Annotated in this window: 16 protein-coding genes and 1 tRNA gene; 6 read left to right on the forward strand and 11 right to left on the reverse strand. The window is 31.8% G+C overall.

What is annotated here, in order from left to right; translation table 11 throughout:
• Nucleotides 1-132: 132 nt before the first annotated feature.
• Nucleotides 133-729: a Crp/Fnr family transcriptional regulator gene (locus JML65_RS00125; protein WP_115919961.1), complete on the reverse strand. Its 597-nt coding sequence runs from the start codon at nucleotides 727-729 to the stop codon at nucleotides 133-135.
• Between the two features lie 286 nt (nucleotides 730-1,015).
• Between JML65_RS00125 and JML65_RS00130 the strand changes: the two genes are divergently transcribed.
• The 3 genes from JML65_RS00130 to JML65_RS00140 all read left to right on the forward strand — a co-directional run bounded on the left by JML65_RS00130 (nucleotide 1,016) and on the right by JML65_RS00140 (nucleotide 2,534).
• Nucleotides 1,016-1,348, forward strand: coding sequence for an ArsR/SmtB family transcription factor (locus JML65_RS00130; RefSeq protein WP_084085913.1), 333 nt, complete (start codon nucleotides 1,016-1,018; stop codon nucleotides 1,346-1,348).
• Nucleotides 1,349-1,412: 64 nt separating this feature from the next.
• Entirely contained in the window at nucleotides 1,413-1,886 is a 474-nt protein-coding gene (locus JML65_RS00135) for a DUF6428 family protein (RefSeq protein ID WP_047490811.1), read from the forward strand.
• A gap of 18 nt (nucleotides 1,887-1,904) precedes the next feature.
• Nucleotides 1,905-2,534, forward strand: a complete 630-nt coding sequence (locus tag JML65_RS00140) for a low molecular weight phosphatase family protein (RefSeq protein ID WP_202269543.1) — start codon at nucleotides 1,905-1,907, stop codon at nucleotides 2,532-2,534.
• Between the two features lie 131 nt (nucleotides 2,535-2,665).
• On the opposite strand, the gene JML65_RS00145 is transcribed toward JML65_RS00140, so the two are convergent.
• From JML65_RS00145 to JML65_RS00165, 5 genes are all read right to left on the reverse strand, one after another.
• Complete coding sequence (locus JML65_RS00145; protein ID WP_202269544.1) at nucleotides 2,666-4,132, reverse strand: serine hydrolase domain-containing protein; 1,467 nt, start codon at nucleotides 4,130-4,132, stop codon at nucleotides 2,666-2,668.
• Nucleotides 4,133-4,284: 152 nt separating this feature from the next.
• Nucleotides 4,285-5,343, reverse strand: a complete 1,059-nt coding sequence (locus JML65_RS00150) for a serine hydrolase domain-containing protein (RefSeq protein WP_202269545.1) — start codon at nucleotides 5,341-5,343, stop codon at nucleotides 4,285-4,287.
• A gap of 139 nt (nucleotides 5,344-5,482) precedes the next feature.
• Nucleotides 5,483-6,637 carry a helix-turn-helix domain-containing protein gene (locus tag JML65_RS00155; protein WP_202269546.1) on the reverse strand — a complete coding sequence of 385 codons (1,155 nt, stop codon included), beginning with the start codon at nucleotides 6,635-6,637 and terminating at the stop codon, nucleotides 5,483-5,485.
• 763 nt (nucleotides 6,638-7,400) lie between these two features.
• A complete protein-coding gene (locus JML65_RS00160; RefSeq protein WP_202269547.1) occupies nucleotides 7,401-8,306 on the reverse strand; it encodes a hypothetical protein in 906 nt (301 codons plus the stop codon).
• A 159-nt stretch (nucleotides 8,307-8,465) separates the two neighbouring features.
• Entirely contained in the window at nucleotides 8,466-8,687 is a 222-nt protein-coding gene (locus JML65_RS00165) for a DUF2188 domain-containing protein (RefSeq protein WP_202269548.1), read from the reverse strand.
• 268 nt (nucleotides 8,688-8,955) lie between these two features.
• On the opposite strand from JML65_RS00165, the gene JML65_RS00170 reads away from it, so the two are divergent.
• Both JML65_RS00170 and JML65_RS00175 read left to right on the forward strand, forming a co-directional pair.
• Nucleotides 8,956-11,127: a hypothetical protein gene (locus tag JML65_RS00170; protein ID WP_202269549.1), complete on the forward strand. Its 2,172-nt coding sequence runs from the start codon at nucleotides 8,956-8,958 to the stop codon at nucleotides 11,125-11,127.
• Nucleotides 11,128-11,663: 536 nt separating this feature from the next.
• Complete coding sequence (locus tag JML65_RS00175; RefSeq protein ID WP_202269550.1) at nucleotides 11,664-12,878, forward strand: hypothetical protein; 1,215 nt, start codon at nucleotides 11,664-11,666, stop codon at nucleotides 12,876-12,878.
• A gap of 543 nt (nucleotides 12,879-13,421) precedes the next feature.
• Here JML65_RS00175 and JML65_RS00180 read toward each other — a convergent pair.
• The 4 genes from JML65_RS00180 to JML65_RS00195 form a co-directional block, all read right to left on the reverse strand.
• Nucleotides 13,422-13,649 carry a hypothetical protein gene (locus tag JML65_RS00180; RefSeq protein WP_202269551.1) on the reverse strand — a complete coding sequence of 76 codons (228 nt, stop codon included), beginning with the start codon at nucleotides 13,647-13,649 and terminating at the stop codon, nucleotides 13,422-13,424.
• A gap of 57 nt (nucleotides 13,650-13,706) precedes the next feature.
• On the reverse strand, nucleotides 13,707-13,862 hold the full coding sequence (locus JML65_RS24080) for an Arm DNA-binding domain-containing protein (RefSeq protein ID WP_202269552.1): 156 nt from the start codon (nucleotides 13,860-13,862) through the stop codon (nucleotides 13,707-13,709).
• A 239-nt stretch (nucleotides 13,863-14,101) separates the two neighbouring features.
• Nucleotides 14,102-14,189, reverse strand: a tRNA-Ser gene (locus JML65_RS00190).
• A 227-nt stretch (nucleotides 14,190-14,416) separates the two neighbouring features.
• On the reverse strand, nucleotides 14,417-14,629 hold the full coding sequence (locus JML65_RS00195; protein ID WP_047485126.1) for a hypothetical protein: 213 nt from the start codon (nucleotides 14,627-14,629) through the stop codon (nucleotides 14,417-14,419).
• Between the two features lie 266 nt (nucleotides 14,630-14,895).
• On the opposite strand from JML65_RS00195, the gene JML65_RS00200 reads away from it, so the two are divergent.
• Nucleotides 14,896-15,750, forward strand: coding sequence for a hypothetical protein (locus JML65_RS00200; RefSeq protein ID WP_202269553.1), 855 nt, complete (start codon nucleotides 14,896-14,898; stop codon nucleotides 15,748-15,750).
• A 77-nt stretch (nucleotides 15,751-15,827) separates the two neighbouring features.
• Here JML65_RS00200 and JML65_RS00205 read toward each other — a convergent pair whose 3' ends face one another.
• Nucleotides 15,828-17,504: an alpha/beta hydrolase-fold protein gene (locus tag JML65_RS00205; RefSeq protein ID WP_202269554.1), complete on the reverse strand. Its 1,677-nt coding sequence runs from the start codon at nucleotides 17,502-17,504 to the stop codon at nucleotides 15,828-15,830.
• Nucleotides 17,505-17,547: the final 43 nt, after the last annotated feature.

A 17,547-nucleotide genomic window follows, 5' to 3' on the forward strand; every position in this document is an offset into this window, starting at 1 on the left:
GTGCTTTGACTCTTACTTCGGAAAAACAGTACACATTAGCAAAAGTTAATGCCGAATGGTGTAATACAATCCAGAATAAAGAAAGTTGGAGCTCATCCAAAGCGGTTTAAAATAGGGTACATGACCGTTGTTTTAATAATAGATCTGCCGGTCTTTAATATCAACCAACTTATCTTTCTCCATTTTTTTCACCGCACGGATTACTGTTTCCACCCGCAATCCTGTCAGGTTTGCAATCTGCTGTCTGGTTAATGGGATTCTGTACCGGTCTTTATCTTTTCTGCAATGATATTCTTTATAATAATCCATCAAAGCTTTGATCTTGGCTTGTGGATCTATGGCTGAATTATTAAACAGCATGATATATTTATAGAAAAGCCTATCCGAAAGATGCTCAAATAGTTTAAACATCACTTCCTGGTTTTTAGACAGCAGCTGAAGGAAGCTGGATTTTTCCAACTTAAGCACCCTGGTATCAGTCTTTGCCACCGCATTCATCGGATACTTCTTATTACCAAAAAGTAAGGACTCCCCTATACTCTGCCCTTCGGAAAGAATGTTTAAGGTAAACTCTTTACCATCTTCGTGATAGTTATTCAATTCTACTGTCCCGTTTATGATCTGGAAATAATAATGCGGTGTACCTCCATTTTCGTAAATAGTTTCCCTTGCGGAATACTCCTCATATACTGCTCCATTGTCGAGCAAAAGATTTTCATCGATTATCATATCTTCAATTATATTTTGTTATGGTTACAATGTAGATCTTAGTAAAAATTGGAATGAAACCGAATGCAAAATTCAGACCACAGCTACTTAGCCGCTTGCTCTATAAAAAGAATAAGAACCAATATCTTTCAATGATTTATCCTAATCTTATAAGGAAATGCTTTTTTAAACATCCATAAAATAAAAGGTCTTACCTCTAAAATAAGGGACCTCAACAAAATTTTTGCATTGATATTTGGATATATAAAACATACATCGTAATATTGCAATATTAAAATATAACAGTATGGGACTTACCAAGACAGAAATTTTTGCAGATAAGCACAATAAGCTTGCTACGGCATTTAAAGTGTTGGGACATCCTGCACGCGTCGCTATACTTCAATATATCATTGACAAAAAAGCCTGTATCTGTAATGATCTGGTTGATGAATTAGGCCTGGCACAGGCTACCATTTCACAACATCTTAAGGAGCTGAAAAATACCGGCATTATCCAGGGAACTATCGAAGGCAAATCAGTTTGCTACTGTATTAATGAGGAAATCTGGAAACAGTTTCAAAGTGAATTCAATAGCTTTTTCAACCAGGATGTTAAAGTATCAAGTTGCTGTTCGTAATTTTTTTCGTCTTTTATAATCGTCATATTGCAATATATAATTATAACATTTAAAATTAAAAAATATGAAACTATCAGAAATCAAGGAAATTTTATCCACATTAGAAAATGTTGAATTTCAATTGGAAAACGGGACATTTGTTCCGGAACACTTCCATGTAACGGAAGTAGGACAGATCACGAAAAGCTTTATTGATTGTGGTGGTGTCATCCGTCATGAGAAAACAGTCAACTTTCAGCTGTGGAATGCAGATGATTATGAGCACCGCCTAAAACCCGGAAAACTGTTACATATTATCAGACTTTCCGAAGAAAAACTGGCAATTGAAGATGCTGAGATCGAAGTGGAGTATCAGAGCGATACAATCGGCAAATATGATCTGGCGTTCAATGGAAAGAATTTTATACTAAAAAACAAAACAACAGCTTGCCTTGCTCAGGACGCTTGTGGTATTCCATCTGAAAAACAAAAGAAAAATCTGTCCGAATTGGCAGCTAGCCAGACTTCTTGCTGTGCTCCAGATTCCGGATGCTGTTAACTATTTATCAGCTCAGTTATGTATAAGAAAATCAAAGAAACGGCCAGCACTCTCATTGATGTACAGAATCTCACGGAGGAACGTAGAGCGGCATTAATTCCATTGATCCAATTTATTCAGGATAAAGTAAATAAGGGGCTGGATATTAATTTAAACTTCATCTGTACACACAATTCACGGAGAAGCCATCTTTCGCAGATTTGGGCACAGACAGCTGCATCCTACTACAATATCACTCGTGTATACTGTTATTCCGGGGGTACAGAAGAAACAGCATTATTCCCCAAAGTGGCTGAAACGCTGATTCATCAGGGATTTGAAGTTTTTAAGATTGCTGACACTGACAATCCGGTCTATGTGATAAAATATGACGACAACGCCTTACCTGTTATAGGCTTTTCAAAGAAATATGACAGTGCGTTCAACCCTGTTTCGGAATTTGCAGCGATCATGACCTGTTCGCAAGCAGATGAGGGATGCCCTTTTATTCCCGGTGCTGAAAAAAGGATACCGATCACATTTGAAGACCCTAAGGTTTCAGATGGCACACCGGAGCAGACCTCTGTATACGCCGCAAGGAGTTTAGAGATAGCGGCTGCCCTATTTTATGTGTTCTCAACTATTAGGCATGAGCCTCTAAAAAGCTAAACATAGAATTTCTTATTTTCTTCTAAAATAAAACACCCGCTAGGAATTGTCCAGTGAATTTTCAATCTTCAAATTAATATATCCGGCAATAGGAAACTTTTTTATTAAACTTCCTATTGCCGGACTATAGACTATTTATTTTTAATAAGTTGAATTTTGGTTTTCAGACTATCTCTTGTTAAGGTAACCGAACTTACCTCTCCATTACTGAACTCGAATTGTAATAAATTTGGATAATCTACAATTTTAAAATATCCATTTTTCAGATACAGCAGCTCATTCTCATTTTTTCCTTTAAAATATTCCAAAAATGGAGATTCAACGTAGAGACGGTTATTCTTTTCTACAATTTTTGTTTCCATTCCCTGCCCATAAAGAATATCATTATAGGTTCCAATGAGTTGTTTTTTTAGATGTAATGGGATTTCCTGAATCTCCTCGTCAGGTATATTTTTGTTCCAGCCCATCAATTTCAGAATCTTTATCCGAGTTTCATTTAGCACAGGAATACGGTTTTGTTTTTCGCCATTCGCAAGAAACACGAAGCCATTCCCATCTGTCATAGTAGCAAAAATACTACCTCCCACTCCAGTATTGGAACCACTGCACATAAACCAATCATAGTTGTTATAAGCAACAGACTTTTGCCATCCGTAGCCCCAGCCGCCAACCGCATTTTTCAAAGCCGTCACCTTTGTTACTTTTTCTGCGACCTGATAAGAAATCAATTTATTATTTTTATTACGCAAAGCATTTTGTATCTCAATAGAAAGTTTAGCCAGATCTGCAGGTGTAGACCATACTCCGGATGCTCCAATTTGTGGAGTGATGGGAAGCCCTGTTTTAATAACTTTTCCATCCTTATCATGAACACGGGCAGCATTCATCAGAAATCCTTTTTCGTTAGGCTGTGTCATTGTTGTATTTTTCAAGCCAAGAGGTGAAAAAATATATTCTTTTGCAAGGTCTCCAATAGGTCTGTTGAACGTATCTTCCAATGCCATTTGGATAATGACATAGCCCCCTCCACTATATTCAAAATCAGTTCCCGGCGTGAACAAAAATTCAATTTCCTTATTATATCTTGGTATCTGTCCTAAAAGACTTTGTTGTATGGTTGGAATTACATCTCCTTCATAATAGTCTGCAAAACCACCTTGATTTGTACCAGAGGTATGATTAAAAAACTGTTTCCAGGTTGGGCTATTATTTTCAGTAAACTTACTTTTTGGCAAATGCCATCGTTTTAAGTACTTATCTATGGGGTCATTTAGATTGATTAAGCCTTTTTCTTCAAGTATATGGCAAAGAAGCGCTGTAATTGGTTTTGTAATTGATGCTGTGGAAAAAGCAGTATTTTCATCCAGCTTTTCTTTAGAACCCATTGATTTCACTCCCACCTGATCTGAGTATACAATTTGATAATTTTCAAAAACGACAAGACTAAATCCCGGAAGCTTGTATTTTTCTAATTGCTGATCAATATGCAAACTGTCTGTAAGAAAGCTATAATTTTTTTTTGAGGTTAATACGTGATTGCTTGTCTGGCAACTCAACATTATAAGTGTAACAATCAGTAAATAAAGGATATTTTTCATGGTATTATTTTTTTAAGTTAAAAGAGTTATTACAATCCCTGTTCTGTATAATATTTGACGATTGTTTAAGATTTATGGTCAGAAAAATGATCTCTAAAAGATACTTTTCTTCCACCTATCATTTGGCTAAACTCCTGCTATCAGTACTGTATTTATTTCAGGACAGTATCATAAATTTTATTCAACAGGTCTTGTCTCATTTTTGAATTTCTCTGATCAAGCAGTATGATAATACCCCATTTTTTATTCCTGTTATAGCATATGATGGAAGCCTGTCCCATAGAATCTCCCGATTTCATATAAATTGTATTTTTATCATCGGTCACAATATTGAGACCCAATCCCATTTCCCTTTTTTCATCCTTATACACTATTTTCTCCATAATAATGGCAGCCTTCCCTACTGTTGTTTCTTTATTTAAAACAGCTTTTAAAAAGGTAACCATATCAGCAGCATTAGATTTTACCAATCCGGCAGGTGCTGTAATATTCCATTTGAAGAATTCCTGAATACCCCCATCAGGATTGTGAGCCGTTGTTCTGTTTTTTACATTAAAATCCTTAGTTAACGTATTCCTCATATGCAAAGGCTTTATCATTCCGGCTCTTATAATGTCATCATAACTCTTACCATAGACCTTCTCCAATATTTGCCCTAATAAAGTATATCCAATCGTAGAATAACGATATTTACCATAATCTTTTAGTTCACTACAATTATTAATTATAGCAGTTAATGTTTGTGCAGTCACGCTATTTACAGGCTGCTGCGGATCCTGTTCAATTAATTTTGCAAAATCTATATCAGGTAAACCTGATTGATGTGATGCCAGATCAGAAATTCTAATTTTATTTTTAAGATTTTCCTGAAGGATATATTCTTTGGGAAGAAAACCATCTATATAATCATCTAATTTTATTTTATGATCCATAACTGCCTGAGCAATTAAATTTGACGTTAAAATTTTAGTGATAGATGCAATTTCAAATATGGAATTCTCATTAATTTTCATCGGGCTTTCTGCATTCAAATTACCGTATGATGTATAAGATTCTTTATTATTATTGATAAAACCAACACTGATCCCTACCTCAGGATTTTTTTTATAATTATCATGTATGATGGAATCAATTTTTTGGGAAATGTCCTGTCCAAAAGAAAAGCTACTGATGAATAATAGGGCCGCTAAAAGTTTTGATGAAGTTTTCATTGTATCGTTATTTTATATTAAAAAATTATTTCGATACAAAGATGTGGGAGAAATCAAAATTAGGCGACCGAGTAAAAGTATTCGATCACATTTGTGTAGAAAAATAAGTACGAATCTTTACAAAAAAGAGTACGAATAATTACAAAATACTGACTTGCAGATTTTTACGATAATAAGTTGGAGTAGTACCCGTATGTTTTTTAAAGGCAGTATTAAAAGAAGATTTTGAATTAAAACCCACTTCATACAGGATTTCAAGAATAGTTACCTTCGTTTTTGTAGTATCTTTTAAAATATCCATAGCATTCTCTATACGATACGTATTTACAAAATCATAAAAATGTTGCCCTAATTGATGGTTAATTAATACGGATAATTCCCGAGTAGGAATTTCAATATCTTTAGAAATATCCTGAATCGTCAGCGAAGGATTAAGAAAGGGTTTTTCCTCGATCATATATTTCTTTAATTTTATAATCTCTGAGCTTAACGTCTCTTCGTTTTCAGTTGGTGACTCATTCTTTTTTTCTTCTGAAATAATATCAGAAACAAGTTTTAATTTCGAATCAACATTTCTAAATAAACCGGGATTGTTCAATGCTTTAAATAAATACCAGCAAACGATAAACAACACCAGTACCATAATACCAATTTTTATCCATTCAGAAATATAGGGATAGTCGGAAAATTTAAAGATATTTTTTAAAAAGACAATCAAATATAGAAAAGTCAGTACGCTTGTAAACTGAAACAACCAATTATACGAATTGACGCTGGCACCTGCATAATTTTCAAGATATAGTTTTTTTGTTTTTCTTAATATCCTAAAAGCAGCAATAAGATAGACAACAATCTGAAGATGAAAAAGAATATGGGTAAACTGCAGCTCTATCATATGCTGACGATTCACAAGAAAATCAATTTTAGAAGCACTATCAACCGCATAAAACCGAGGCAGTAAAACTAAATTGACAATTAAATAGGGAAGCACGTGTAGTATATACTTGAATGTAAGCTTAAAATCGGAATAACAGACAGATAATACATACAGATAAAAAACAGGAATTTGTAAGAAAGCAAATGTATTTCTTAGCATTCCCAGGTTGGAAGGACCATCAACGGTTAGATTAAACAAAGGTTCACAACTATCTATTGCAGTGATGAGAAGAAAAGCAGCAAACAGAACATTGCTTATTTTATATTTTGTTTTAACGGTGAGCAAAAAGAATACAAGAAATAATGAAATAAACAAAGAGATTACAGTCACAACAATTAACAAGTCAATCTTACCCATTCTTTATTCTTTTGGTTTTCAGTTTTTTTAGTTTTTAGCGATTGAAACAGTGTTTTGAGATTCAAACTGTCCCCTGCAAATATAAAAATTAGATTGGATTTGCCTCTGTTTTTCTTATGGAAAAGCTAAAACCTTATATTATTGTCTTAAAAATGGGCTCCAGGGTCTATGATGTTGATATTTTCAAGAAGCCTATCCATTTCCGTTCTCTACAATAAACAGAATATATGTGATCGCTGCATCGAAAACAGGTCTCCATACAATACGGATGAAGCTACCGGATTAATTTCTTTGGTAATGACTTTAGCATAAAGCAATTCCATTTTATTCAAAATGTATTGCCGAAGAAGATTTACCTTTAAGAAATTCAAAACTTATTATGATTATTGAAAGTATATTCCTTAAAGAAGATGGAAATTTCAAGATGGAGATAAAAAGCAAGAGACGTCTATTAGATTTCAGATTCGGCTCAAATCACAAACTTAAAAATAAGTTTAGATTATTGTTAGATAATATGTATGAGATTAGACATAAAATGACACACAAATCAATTAGATTATATATTGATAATAGTGAGCTTCGGGAATTTCAACAAGAAATAGTTTATATATTATTTATGATTTGCAAAATATCATCACCAAATTTTCACAAAGAAGATTTCTTAAATTGGTTGGATAAAAAAGCTAATGTATAATATAAAAAAAAAGCACTCTATAAAAATAACAATTGCGGTTTTTTTAACCGCAATTATTTAATCAATATTCTATCTTAAATCATCTAAATTAAGCTCAGGATAATTTTCTTTTGCATACCAAACGAATTCATCCAATGAACCTCTAAATTTTTTAACAAAATCTATAAGTTCATCTTTAGGTTTTCTGTACGCTTTGTAAATCTTCTTAATAATAGCTTTCTGTGTGCCATTTTTCAATTTGAATATAAATTGACCATCTGTGGGCAATGCTTTTTTTCTATTGAGAATTTCCAAAGAAATATAATTTCTTGCAATAAACCAATTGTAGAGATTTGCATATGCTCTTCCTCCACTAATTATAAACTTAGGTAAGAGTATAATTGGTTTACCAGCATAATCCGGTAATTCTACCTTTGTAACTTCCCAAAAACCTCTAATAGGATTGTAGAATTCTATACTTTTAACAATTGTATAAATATTGTGTATTCTACATATCTGCAATGTAAAATCAGCAAAAATATCTCTACAAACATTTGCTATTATATCAGACATAATATCTTGTCCAATACCTTTAACGAGAAGAAGTACAAAATGAGCTTCATTGGTAATTGCGGCATTTTGTTTTGCTAAAGTATTATTTCTTAGTGCATCATAAATTACTTCCGCTCTTACATCAGAAACGGCTTTACCTTTATTTCTATGCGAATAACCTAAATGAAATTCATTAGGCTCATGTAAATGAGAAAGAAACTCAATCCCCTCATTTCTTTTATCCGGTTCAATAAAATCCCTGTTAAGTTTTATTAAAAATTGATGTACCCTTTCATAAACTTTAAGTGCTATTGGTGTACCTAATTTTTTATTTTCGATTAAAAATGGGCAAATAAATGCCTCTAAATCTTCCCCTAAAGGGATGTCTACAAAGTCTATATCTTTATTTCTTAACTTTGTAAAATAAGTATTAAATGTTTCCATTTTGTTATTTTATTAAATTATTATTTCCTATGAATTTTTGTTCATCATCTACTTTTTTAATATATATATCTAATCCATATCTAATTAATTTTTAAATCTTGCTTTTCACCAACAATGGAAAAACGTCACTGATAATTTGATTTCATTAATTTTTGATAATTAGCCTTTTACATCACTTGGATCATTACCATAACTATTTTTAGCTCTGATCTGGCCACCTTTTCCATGAATAAAAAGCTCAGATTCTTGATTAATAGCAATATTCCTTGCTTTATCAATAGCTTCTTTCTGTGTATTTGTAATTACGGTATTCTTTTGATTACCTGCTCCTTTTACTGCCCACTTTCCTTGATGCGGCACGACGTGTTGATTTTTTTTCATAATAGAAAATTTTAATTTGTTATAATTTTACTTTCAATAATTAAACAAGTGTACATTATCGGATAATTCGAATATTAAAAAAAAATGAGTTATCTCTTACACTGTCTAATTATCACAATACGAAATTAGAACAATACTGCGCAATGATTTTGCGTACATAAAAATTTTACGGATTTTTTTGAAAAAATTCCATATTATGGTTTCACACATATTTGTTATCGAAATAAATCTTATTATTGGAACTCATATTTTTTAAAATAAAAAAACCATGAAAATTTTAAAATTAGATTTTGAAAATTGCTTCGGCATAGGAAAATTAAAACATGAATTTGATTTTAGTAAGGTTAATTCATACCTTATTTATGCACCGAACGGAACAATGAAAACCTCATTCGCTAAAACATTTGATTTGATTTCTAAGAATGATAAAAAAAATCTTCCAAAAGATGTTGTATATAATAAAAAGTCAAAATTTGAAATATTATCAGATGACTTAGAAATAAATCCAGAGTCAATTTTGGTTATCAACGCAGAAGACAACTCTTATGATGCGACAAATAAAATAACATCATTTATAGCTCGTAAGGAACTTAAAGAAAAATATGATCAAATTTATTCTGAACTGAATAATGCTAAAGCTGAACTTTTAAAAAAACTTAAAGCAATATCAAAGAGTACCGACTGTGAAGTTGAATATATGGGAACTTTTAGCAACGATTCTGAGAAAAATTTCTTTGACGTATTATCCTCAAACGTGGATCAGCTTACTGAGGACTCAGATAAGATTACATTTAAGTACAATACAGTATTTGACACTAAAGGAATTGTAAAAAAATTCTTAGATAAAAATGAGAACTTGTTAGATGACTATGTAGAAAACTACAATCAAATCCTTTCAAATTCTAAATTATTTAAATTATCTGGTGATAATACTTTCGGAACCTATCAGGTAAATGAAATTATGAAATCCATAGAGGACAACTCTTACTTTGATGCCGGTCATAAATTTGTTTTGGAAGATGGAACAGAAATTACAGAATCATCACAACTAAAAGAAATATATAATGCTGAGCTTGAAAGAATTTTAGCTGATGAGAAGTTAAAAGAATCTTTTAACAAAGTCGACAAGGCTATTGGAGCAAACATAGATCTGAGGGCATTCAAACAGGTTATTGAGCAGGATAATTCCTTATTGGTAAATTTAAAAGATTATGAAGGGTTCAAAAAGAAGGTTTGGACTAGCTTCGTGTCTGAGGTTAAGAATGATGCTGAAGCATTATCTGAAATGTACGAAGAGAAAAAGAAAGAATTAGATATTATTATCTCAGAATCTAAAAAAGAGGTAGAAATATGGAAAGATATTATTAAAAAATTTAATGATAGATTTTATGTTCCATTTGAAGTAAAAATGGGAAACCTACATGACGTAATTTTAAAACGGGAAACGGCTAATTTGGAATTTATTTTTACAAATAAAAATGAAGAATCTAAACCCCAAACAAAAGAAAATTTATTAAAAATACTCAGTAAAGGTGAACAACGGGCATATTTTATTTTGCAGTTTTTATTTGAGATAGAATCAAGAAAAAATAATTCTCAGGGAACTTTGCTAATCTTCGATGACATAGCAGACTCTTTTGATTATAAAAATAAATATGCTATAATAGAATATATTAGTGAACTTCATCAATCAGAAAAATTTAAATCACTCATTCTTACACATAATTTCGATTTTTATAGGACAATTGCATCACGATTAAACATGGATAAGCAAACGTATATGACATCAAAAGATGAAAATCGAATGATAAATATTGTTGAAGGTTTGTATAAAAAAGATCTTTTTAAAGAATTTTTGAAAAATTCACACAATCCAAAAATTTTCATAAGTCTTATCTCTTTTATTCGTAATATAATTGATTATTCAGATTCGTCGGATGCAGATGACTGCATAAAACTTACAAGCTGTCTTCATGAAAAAACAAATTCAAAAGATATTACCATTGATGATGTTTTTACTATTTATAAGAATAGAATCAACAAGCTGAAGGACAAGGAATTTGATTTTGATAAAACTATTAAAATTCAGAATTTTATTTTCGCTACTGCGGATTTAATCATTGAAGAAAAAGACATCAATGAAATTTTATTAGAAAATAAAATTACTTTGGCGATTGCTAGTAGATTAAAAGCTGAACAATATATGATATCTAAGTTGCCAGAAGCAGATCTTACTAAAATAAAACATGTTCAAACAAGAGTACTGTCCAATATGTATAAAAAAAAACATCCTACAAGTACTAACTTAGGAATTATAGACAAGGTTAACCTGATGACGCCTGAAAATATACATGTAAATTCATTTATGTATGAGCCATTAATAGATATGTCCGTTTATCATTTACTTAATTTATATCAGGAAACCAAAAATTTGAAATAGAAATATCTTCTAATCTATTTGGTAAGTGGTAAAATAAAAATATATTTGTAAATGTAGACAAGTCATAAGGGTTCGATGTTATAATTATTAACTTAAAACCCTTTTATTATGACACCATGTGTACAATGTGCTGGTGGAAAACCAGTGTTCGTGAGAGCTTATACTAGAATGCGCTTAGGCCGTTTAGAAAATGTAATCCAACATTGCAGATCTTTACCTGGTCAACACAGAAATTAGAAGCAGAGTTTAATTACTTTGCTTCTTTTTTTAATTCAACTTTAAACTACTATTCCTATTTTTCCAATCTGTCTTCAGGATTAAGTAAATCCTTTTTCTCTCAACCTAATTTCAATTTTCTTTATTATTTAACAGTCTGAATTAAATTCAGTAAAAATACTGATAGTGAATTTTAAAATGGTCTTTATTTTTGCTATTTACGGAAAACCGTAATAAAAAGACAACTTTGTTATATACATTTGATTATTAAAATTTTGCACTATACCGCTCATTAATAAATAATAAAAAAAGTCCTATCAATGGAAACAAAAAAACGCTCTATTTTAAAACTAGATATTCCAAAATCAGATACTGGAATTTTGATTTCAGATCTTTTCAAATTATTAATTTCAACAGATCAAACTGCAAATCAAATCAAAGAAACCTTAAACAAACAATTTGAACAAGATGAGTTTATTCCAATAACAGGAGCTCAAACACTTGTAAATTCTCAAATTGCTCAAAACAAAAATTATATCAAAAAAGATTTAATTTCAACTCTTAACAACATCACTTTCTATTCGGATAATACTTTCACTATCAATTTTAATAATATTACTGACAGAGAGAACTTCGGAGGTAAGACCACTCTGAAAACATATCCAAAATATTCTGCTCAACGTGATTTCTTTGGCAACTTGTTCAGCATGGATAAATATGCAAAAAAGCTTATCGATAATGGATTTAAGAAAATTGTAGAAACAAATCTTGAATTACTAAAAGAGGAGAAGATAAAAGACAAAAAATATAGATTAATACATTATAAACCTAATAATAATTATTATTTGCGTGCGATAGTCTCAACTGACAATTATTTTGATTACAACAATTCCATTGCGGTCGTTATAGCACTATTAACACTTTACAAAGAAATTAAATCTTCCGGCGTTGCTTATTCTCTTAAATTGTGTGAATACAATGAATCAAATATCAGAATGTTTTTTGATACAACAGGTGAAAAAGAACTTGAAGGAATTGGGTTTGTGAAAAATATCGTTGAAATTTCAAATGATGAAATTAAAAGAGAAGCCTTACGTTTTTCAGGAGTCTGTACAATTAGTTACGATGCCCAAAAGAAAAAAAATGAAATTTATATTAAACCAAAAGACATAAAGTCTAAAATTTTAGCTATCAAACACAATCAAAAACCAACAAATGGACTAAAGAGCTTAACTGACTTTGAAAATGTAGATAAGGTCCATAACGAACTTTACGAAGATATAAAAGCGATAAAAAATATTAAGAATACAGAGCAAATAAAATTTCTTGTGCGCCGAAAGATTGATAATGCTAAGAATGAGGATATCAGAAAATTTAAAGCATCTATTATGAATGAATTAACAGCGACTACAACTAAAAATATTATTGATCTTTTAAATCTTTTTAATAATATTCAAATATTAGCGAATGAAGATATAGAAGCTTCAGAATATTTGAGGTATGTAATTTATGAAGCTTTGATAAATAGAAAATAAAAATTCTAAAATATGATTAGTGTACTTAATGTAAAGAATTGAATAATTTAAATCCTGGTGAAAGGTTAGACCTTTTTCTAAAAGCCATCATGCTTAAATATGACTTTACTTGGAAATAAAGAAAAAATGTTGAGTAATTTATTATACCAACAAAACATTAAGATCTACAATAAGTCAAATAATAAAACACGTCGGAAATCAAGATGAGACTACTTTGAAAAAAATATTCTTGTTTCATGCCTTTTCTGATAAAGAAAAAAGAATAATTATCTATCACCGTATTAACTTCGCTAATATTTTCAAAAAACCTATAATTGCTTGTATTAAACAAAAGACTTTTAATCAATTTAATAGCTAGAAATATTTTAAGCATTCGGATTCATTATTTTAAATGACACAATTTAGCAACGCAGATAAAATTGAGATAAATATAGTTGAAGCAATTCTTCTAAGAAGAATTTAAATAGATTTTATAAAAAACTTCAATCAGATTTGGACAGAGGATTATGGTTTTGAGTGAGATAAAAAAAGAAGCAACAGCTTCTAATTCAAATTAAATCCTCTGTAGATATTTACCGTTAACTCCAATGTACCGGTAGCAAAATCCTGACCTATTAATGCTTCTACTTTATCATTGTGATCCTGAAAAATAGGGATGAGCATTCTTGTGGAAATGTCAGTCCCAAGCAGTTTAGATTTTAAACTTTCTGCGGTTACTAAGTCTTCTTCTTTGAGTATCAGGTAATGAAAATCGTAAACTTGTTGTTCCAAAGTTTTAAGGTAAGAGTTCAGTATTTTGGCTTCTTGACTATTACCTACAGCTTTCTGTCATCTATTATCCCATTTCTTTGGGGCTATATACCTTTTAGCCGCAATCTCTGCAGCCTTGCCGTTTATCGGTATTCGTAAGTAGATAGGAGCAGTTCCGTTTGTTCTGATTTTATTCTTTTTTATAAAGAATAACAGGTTGAATGTTTTGTTCATTGTGTGATAACTTTAATTGTTTAATAATTTACTTTTTGTTACCACTTTTTGCAAGATGTTCAATCGTTACACTGCCTATGGGTCGGGTTTTCCTGAATTTTTAGTGACCTATTTCAAATTTTCATGATAGGTCACTTTAAATATGACCTTTTTTTGATTTTTTTGATACTAGCGCTAAAACAAAAAAACGCTGTAAACATCAATGTTTACAGCGTTTTAGCTTATTTTGGTTTCCCAACTGGCGGAGAGAGAGGGATTCGAACCCCCGGACCTGTTACAGTCAATAGTTTTCAAGACTATCGCAATCGACCACTCTGCCATCTCTCCTTAAACCCCGGCTATACCGTTGTTTTCAGTGGTGCAAATATAGAACGATTTTTAATTTCTGCAAAACTTTTACTGTACAAATTATAGCAAAAATGAATAAGAAGCTTAAAATCAGGTGAATTATTTTCACTCCCTGTATCTATAAATTCCCATTCCTTACATTCTACCACTAAAAACATAGTCCCTAAAACGATTTTCGGACCTTATTTTGTATAGAGTGCCCCACCCTATTCACGGTCTACGATGGCGATGAAACTATTCTTGATAAAATCCGACGGATATACAAACTGATCTCCATCTTCCCCCTTCACGACAATCGCTGCCTGTTCATCATTTAGGCATTTATCCAGCTGGGCTTTCATTTCATTAAGTCTTCCTTCGGCAATCTTAATAATATACGTCCCTGTGACGTGGGTAATTTTTATAATCTTTTTGTCCATAGTTATATTTTAAAATTTGAAATCCAAATCTAAGTATTTTACTTTAGGTAGGAAGTATTTTTACTCTTTATCATCATTATTTTGGCAGGTGAATAAAAACAGGAAGTCAGCAGTCTGATTACCGATCCGGATCCCTTGAAAAGTCAGTACACAGAACTGAAAATGTACTTATGGGTTTATTATAGCTTTGCTGGAAGAATATATTATATTTGCAGAATTCATATATTTATGAAAGCAGAACTTAAAAACAATAACCCTATTTTCAGATGTTTAATCAATCATTTATTAAAAAATCGGTTCTTACCGCATCCGTATTTCTATACTCGGCTGTTGTCTTAGCACAAAAAACGCCTCTCAACATATTACCTTCCGGACATCTTCTTGTACAGGCTGAAGTGGAAGGTAAGAAAGGAAATTTCATTTTTGATACCGGAGGAGGAATTAATCTGTTTTTGGGAAACTTTTCCAAAAACTTAGCCCCAAAAGAGTCTTATAATTTCTTAACTGCTTTTCGCGCTACGGGTGAAAAAATGACAGTCCCACTATTCAAATCAAAAGAGGTTATTGTTAACGGTAAAAAATTTAAAGATACCTGGTATGCCACTCATGACATGGAAATAAAGGGAATTGACGGTTTACTTTCTCTGCCCATGTTTTATGATACGGAATTCATTATAGATTATACAAACAAAGAGCTTATATTCCCGAAGGAAAAATTAAGCGGTAATAAAGTATTGGATATCCAGCTTTCTACCAATGCTGATCAGTCACTGGACATTAGCACCTATGTACTTTTGAACAATACATATCGGATCAATGTTCTTTTAGACTCCGGAGCCGGTAATGATTCATTTTGGCTGAGCGATCGTTTGATGGGGACTTTAGGCATAAAAAAAGAAAGCCTGCAGCTAATTGAAAAGAAGAGCGAATTTGATCCTGCAATCATCAATAAGTTTTACAAAGGAAGTGTAGATGCTGTTTCCAATTCATTTGTAAAGGTGGATAAACCTAATGTGCTTTTTGTGGAAGGATTGATTTACGAAGGTAAAACAAGTATCAACTGGCTGGGCAAAAAGCTGGGTTTTAATCTTAAAGAAAAGAAGATCTATATTTTAGACTAATCACTTTTCGCATATAAATAAGCGGAAACGGCTTCTTTGAGAAGCCGTTTTTTATGTTGCAGAAGATCAATCAGACTTTATACTTTCACATCAATATCATTGATCCAAACCTGTTCCCGGTCTTTATTATCTTCAAAATTCTTCAACATAAACTCCCGGTTATATTTTATTATCCCGGTAAAATACAGCTTCCCATTGATGTAAATTTTTATTTTATCTTTGAGATTGACAGCTTCAGGAGAAATATTAATCGAAAAGGATTTTACATTCGATGTTTCAATCCTGAAAACATTATTGTGATACTCCGCTTTTATTCTACCTGATTTCCTGGGAAAGTCAAATGCATTTTTATCAACCTTTTTCACAATCAAACTATCATGATCATCATAAGCCAGCCATGTATTGATTTTAAAGTTCAACTCTTTCCTTTCATGATCTTTTATGCTTAAAGTATCTAATTTTATATTGGAAATCCAATCAATACTTCCATATTTTTCGTCATCAAACTCCCATGAAATTTCTTTGGGAAAAGGATTCCTTTTCCGGGTAGTCAGGTCTTTAAAGAGAATCTGATATGCAGGTTCCGATTCATCAAATTGAGGAAACCAATGGGGAAATCCATTGTAGCGGTATTCCTTATAATCAGCATGTATTCCGTTCATCATTTTTGTAAAGTCATCATTTGCATTGGGTGGATAGTAATAATCTTTATCTGTTGAAAAATTGATAAACGACCGGTTCTTAATATTCTCTACAAAAGTTCCTCCCGTGAACACTTTAGGGTAGGTATTAAATCCGTAAAATCCGGCAAACTGCGTGGGCTGTTTCATCAGATAAGAAAAAGAGCCTGTTGCCCCATTCGAATGTCCTGAAATAAAAACTTTGTTATCATCAATATTAAGGGTCTTTTTAATATGTTTAAGCATTTCAGGAATCATAAAAAAACCATTATCAGACAACATCCAGTTGTACTGTTTACTCCCTCTTGGAAAAGCCAGAATCACATCGTTTTGATCCGCATATTTTCTATAAAACCTATTCCAGCCCCCTAAATTCCATTCTGCCATCTGATAGTCTGCCAACTCATTATTTCTTACGGCTCCATGAAGAAAAAAGACCAAGGTATATTTCTTTTGAGGATTATAATTTTGCGGTAAATGAATAAAAAATGAAGTTTTGGCAGAGTCGTTTATTTTGAATCCAATAGAATAATCACGGTCCTTTTTCGGTTGGTAAGGATTGATCTTTTTGATTTCCCGGTACAACAGCTCAGGGTTTTCAATTTCCTTCAGTGTATTTTTATTAACGCTATAAAACTCATTCTCCTTTTCCTGCAACTCATTATAAAACTGAGCCTTGTATTTGACGGCCTGTTGCTTCAACGTATGCCATCTTGGATCTGACAGCAAATTTTCGTACTCATGTTCAGCATTATCTTCCAGGATGTAATTCCAACCGGGAAAACTATATCCACTGCTTTTTATCGACGAAAGCGGTGTAAGATATTGGAATGCTTTATCATTACTTTTTAATTTTGAAGCCAGAAGAGAAGCGTTATACAGTCCTTCGCTGTCAATTTTTTCAGGATATTTTCTGAATGCCTCTTCATACAGATCAAGAGATTTCCTGTAGCCAATTTCACCTTTAGCTTCCTCCAGTAGCTCTGAAGCCTTTCGCGTTAATGTAGAGTAATTTTCCTGTGCTTGTACAAAAGACCCCAGGAAGATCAAAAGCAGCATTATACAATATTTCATCGATACAATTTATGAAGCAAAGCTAAAAATTATGCATCAGAAA

This window comes from Chryseobacterium sp. KMC2 (assembly GCF_016756935.1).
In the GTDB taxonomy this organism is placed as follows: Bacteria; Bacteroidota; Bacteroidia; order Flavobacteriales; family Weeksellaceae; genus Chryseobacterium; species Chryseobacterium rhizosphaerae.

Bases quoted from the DNA above. Each gene is read 5' to 3' on its own strand.
- JML65_RS00160 (WP_202269547.1), bottom strand. From the start codon at position 8,306: ATGGAAACATTTAATACTTATTTTACAAAGTTAAGAAATAAAGATATA.
- JML65_RS00130 (WP_084085913.1), top strand. From the start codon at position 1,016: ATGGGACTTACCAAGACAGAAATTTTTGCAGATAAGCACAATAAGCTT.
- JML65_RS00135 (WP_047490811.1), top strand. From the start codon at position 1,413: ATGAAACTATCAGAAATCAAGGAAATTTTATCCACATTAGAAAATGTT.
- JML65_RS24080 (WP_202269552.1), bottom strand. From the start codon at position 13,862: ATGAACAAAACATTCAACCTGTTATTCTTTATAAAAAAGAATAAAATC.
- JML65_RS00125 (WP_115919961.1), bottom strand. From the start codon at position 729: ATGATAATCGATGAAAATCTTTTGCTCGACAATGGAGCAGTATATGAG.
- JML65_RS00170 (WP_202269549.1), top strand. From the start codon at position 8,956: ATGAAAATTTTAAAATTAGATTTTGAAAATTGCTTCGGCATAGGAAAA.
- JML65_RS00165 (WP_202269548.1), bottom strand. From the start codon at position 8,687: ATGAAAAAAAATCAACACGTCGTGCCGCATCAAGGAAAGTGGGCAGTA.
- JML65_RS00200 (WP_202269553.1), top strand. From the start codon at position 14,896: ATGTTTAATCAATCATTTATTAAAAAATCGGTTCTTACCGCATCCGTA.
- JML65_RS00140 (WP_202269543.1), top strand. From the start codon at position 1,905: ATGTATAAGAAAATCAAAGAAACGGCCAGCACTCTCATTGATGTACAG.
- JML65_RS00150 (WP_202269545.1), bottom strand. From the start codon at position 5,343: ATGAAAACTTCATCAAAACTTTTAGCGGCCCTATTATTCATCAGTAGC.
- JML65_RS00205 (WP_202269554.1), bottom strand. From the start codon at position 17,504: ATGAAATATTGTATAATGCTGCTTTTGATCTTCCTGGGGTCTTTTGTA.
- JML65_RS00195 (WP_047485126.1), bottom strand. From the start codon at position 14,629: ATGGACAAAAAGATTATAAAAATTACCCACGTCACAGGGACGTATATT.
- JML65_RS00175 (WP_202269550.1), top strand. From the start codon at position 11,664: ATGGAAACAAAAAAACGCTCTATTTTAAAACTAGATATTCCAAAATCA.
- JML65_RS00155 (WP_202269546.1), bottom strand. From the start codon at position 6,637: ATGGGTAAGATTGACTTGTTAATTGTTGTGACTGTAATCTCTTTGTTT.
- JML65_RS00145 (WP_202269544.1), bottom strand. From the start codon at position 4,132: ATGAAAAATATCCTTTATTTACTGATTGTTACACTTATAATGTTGAGT.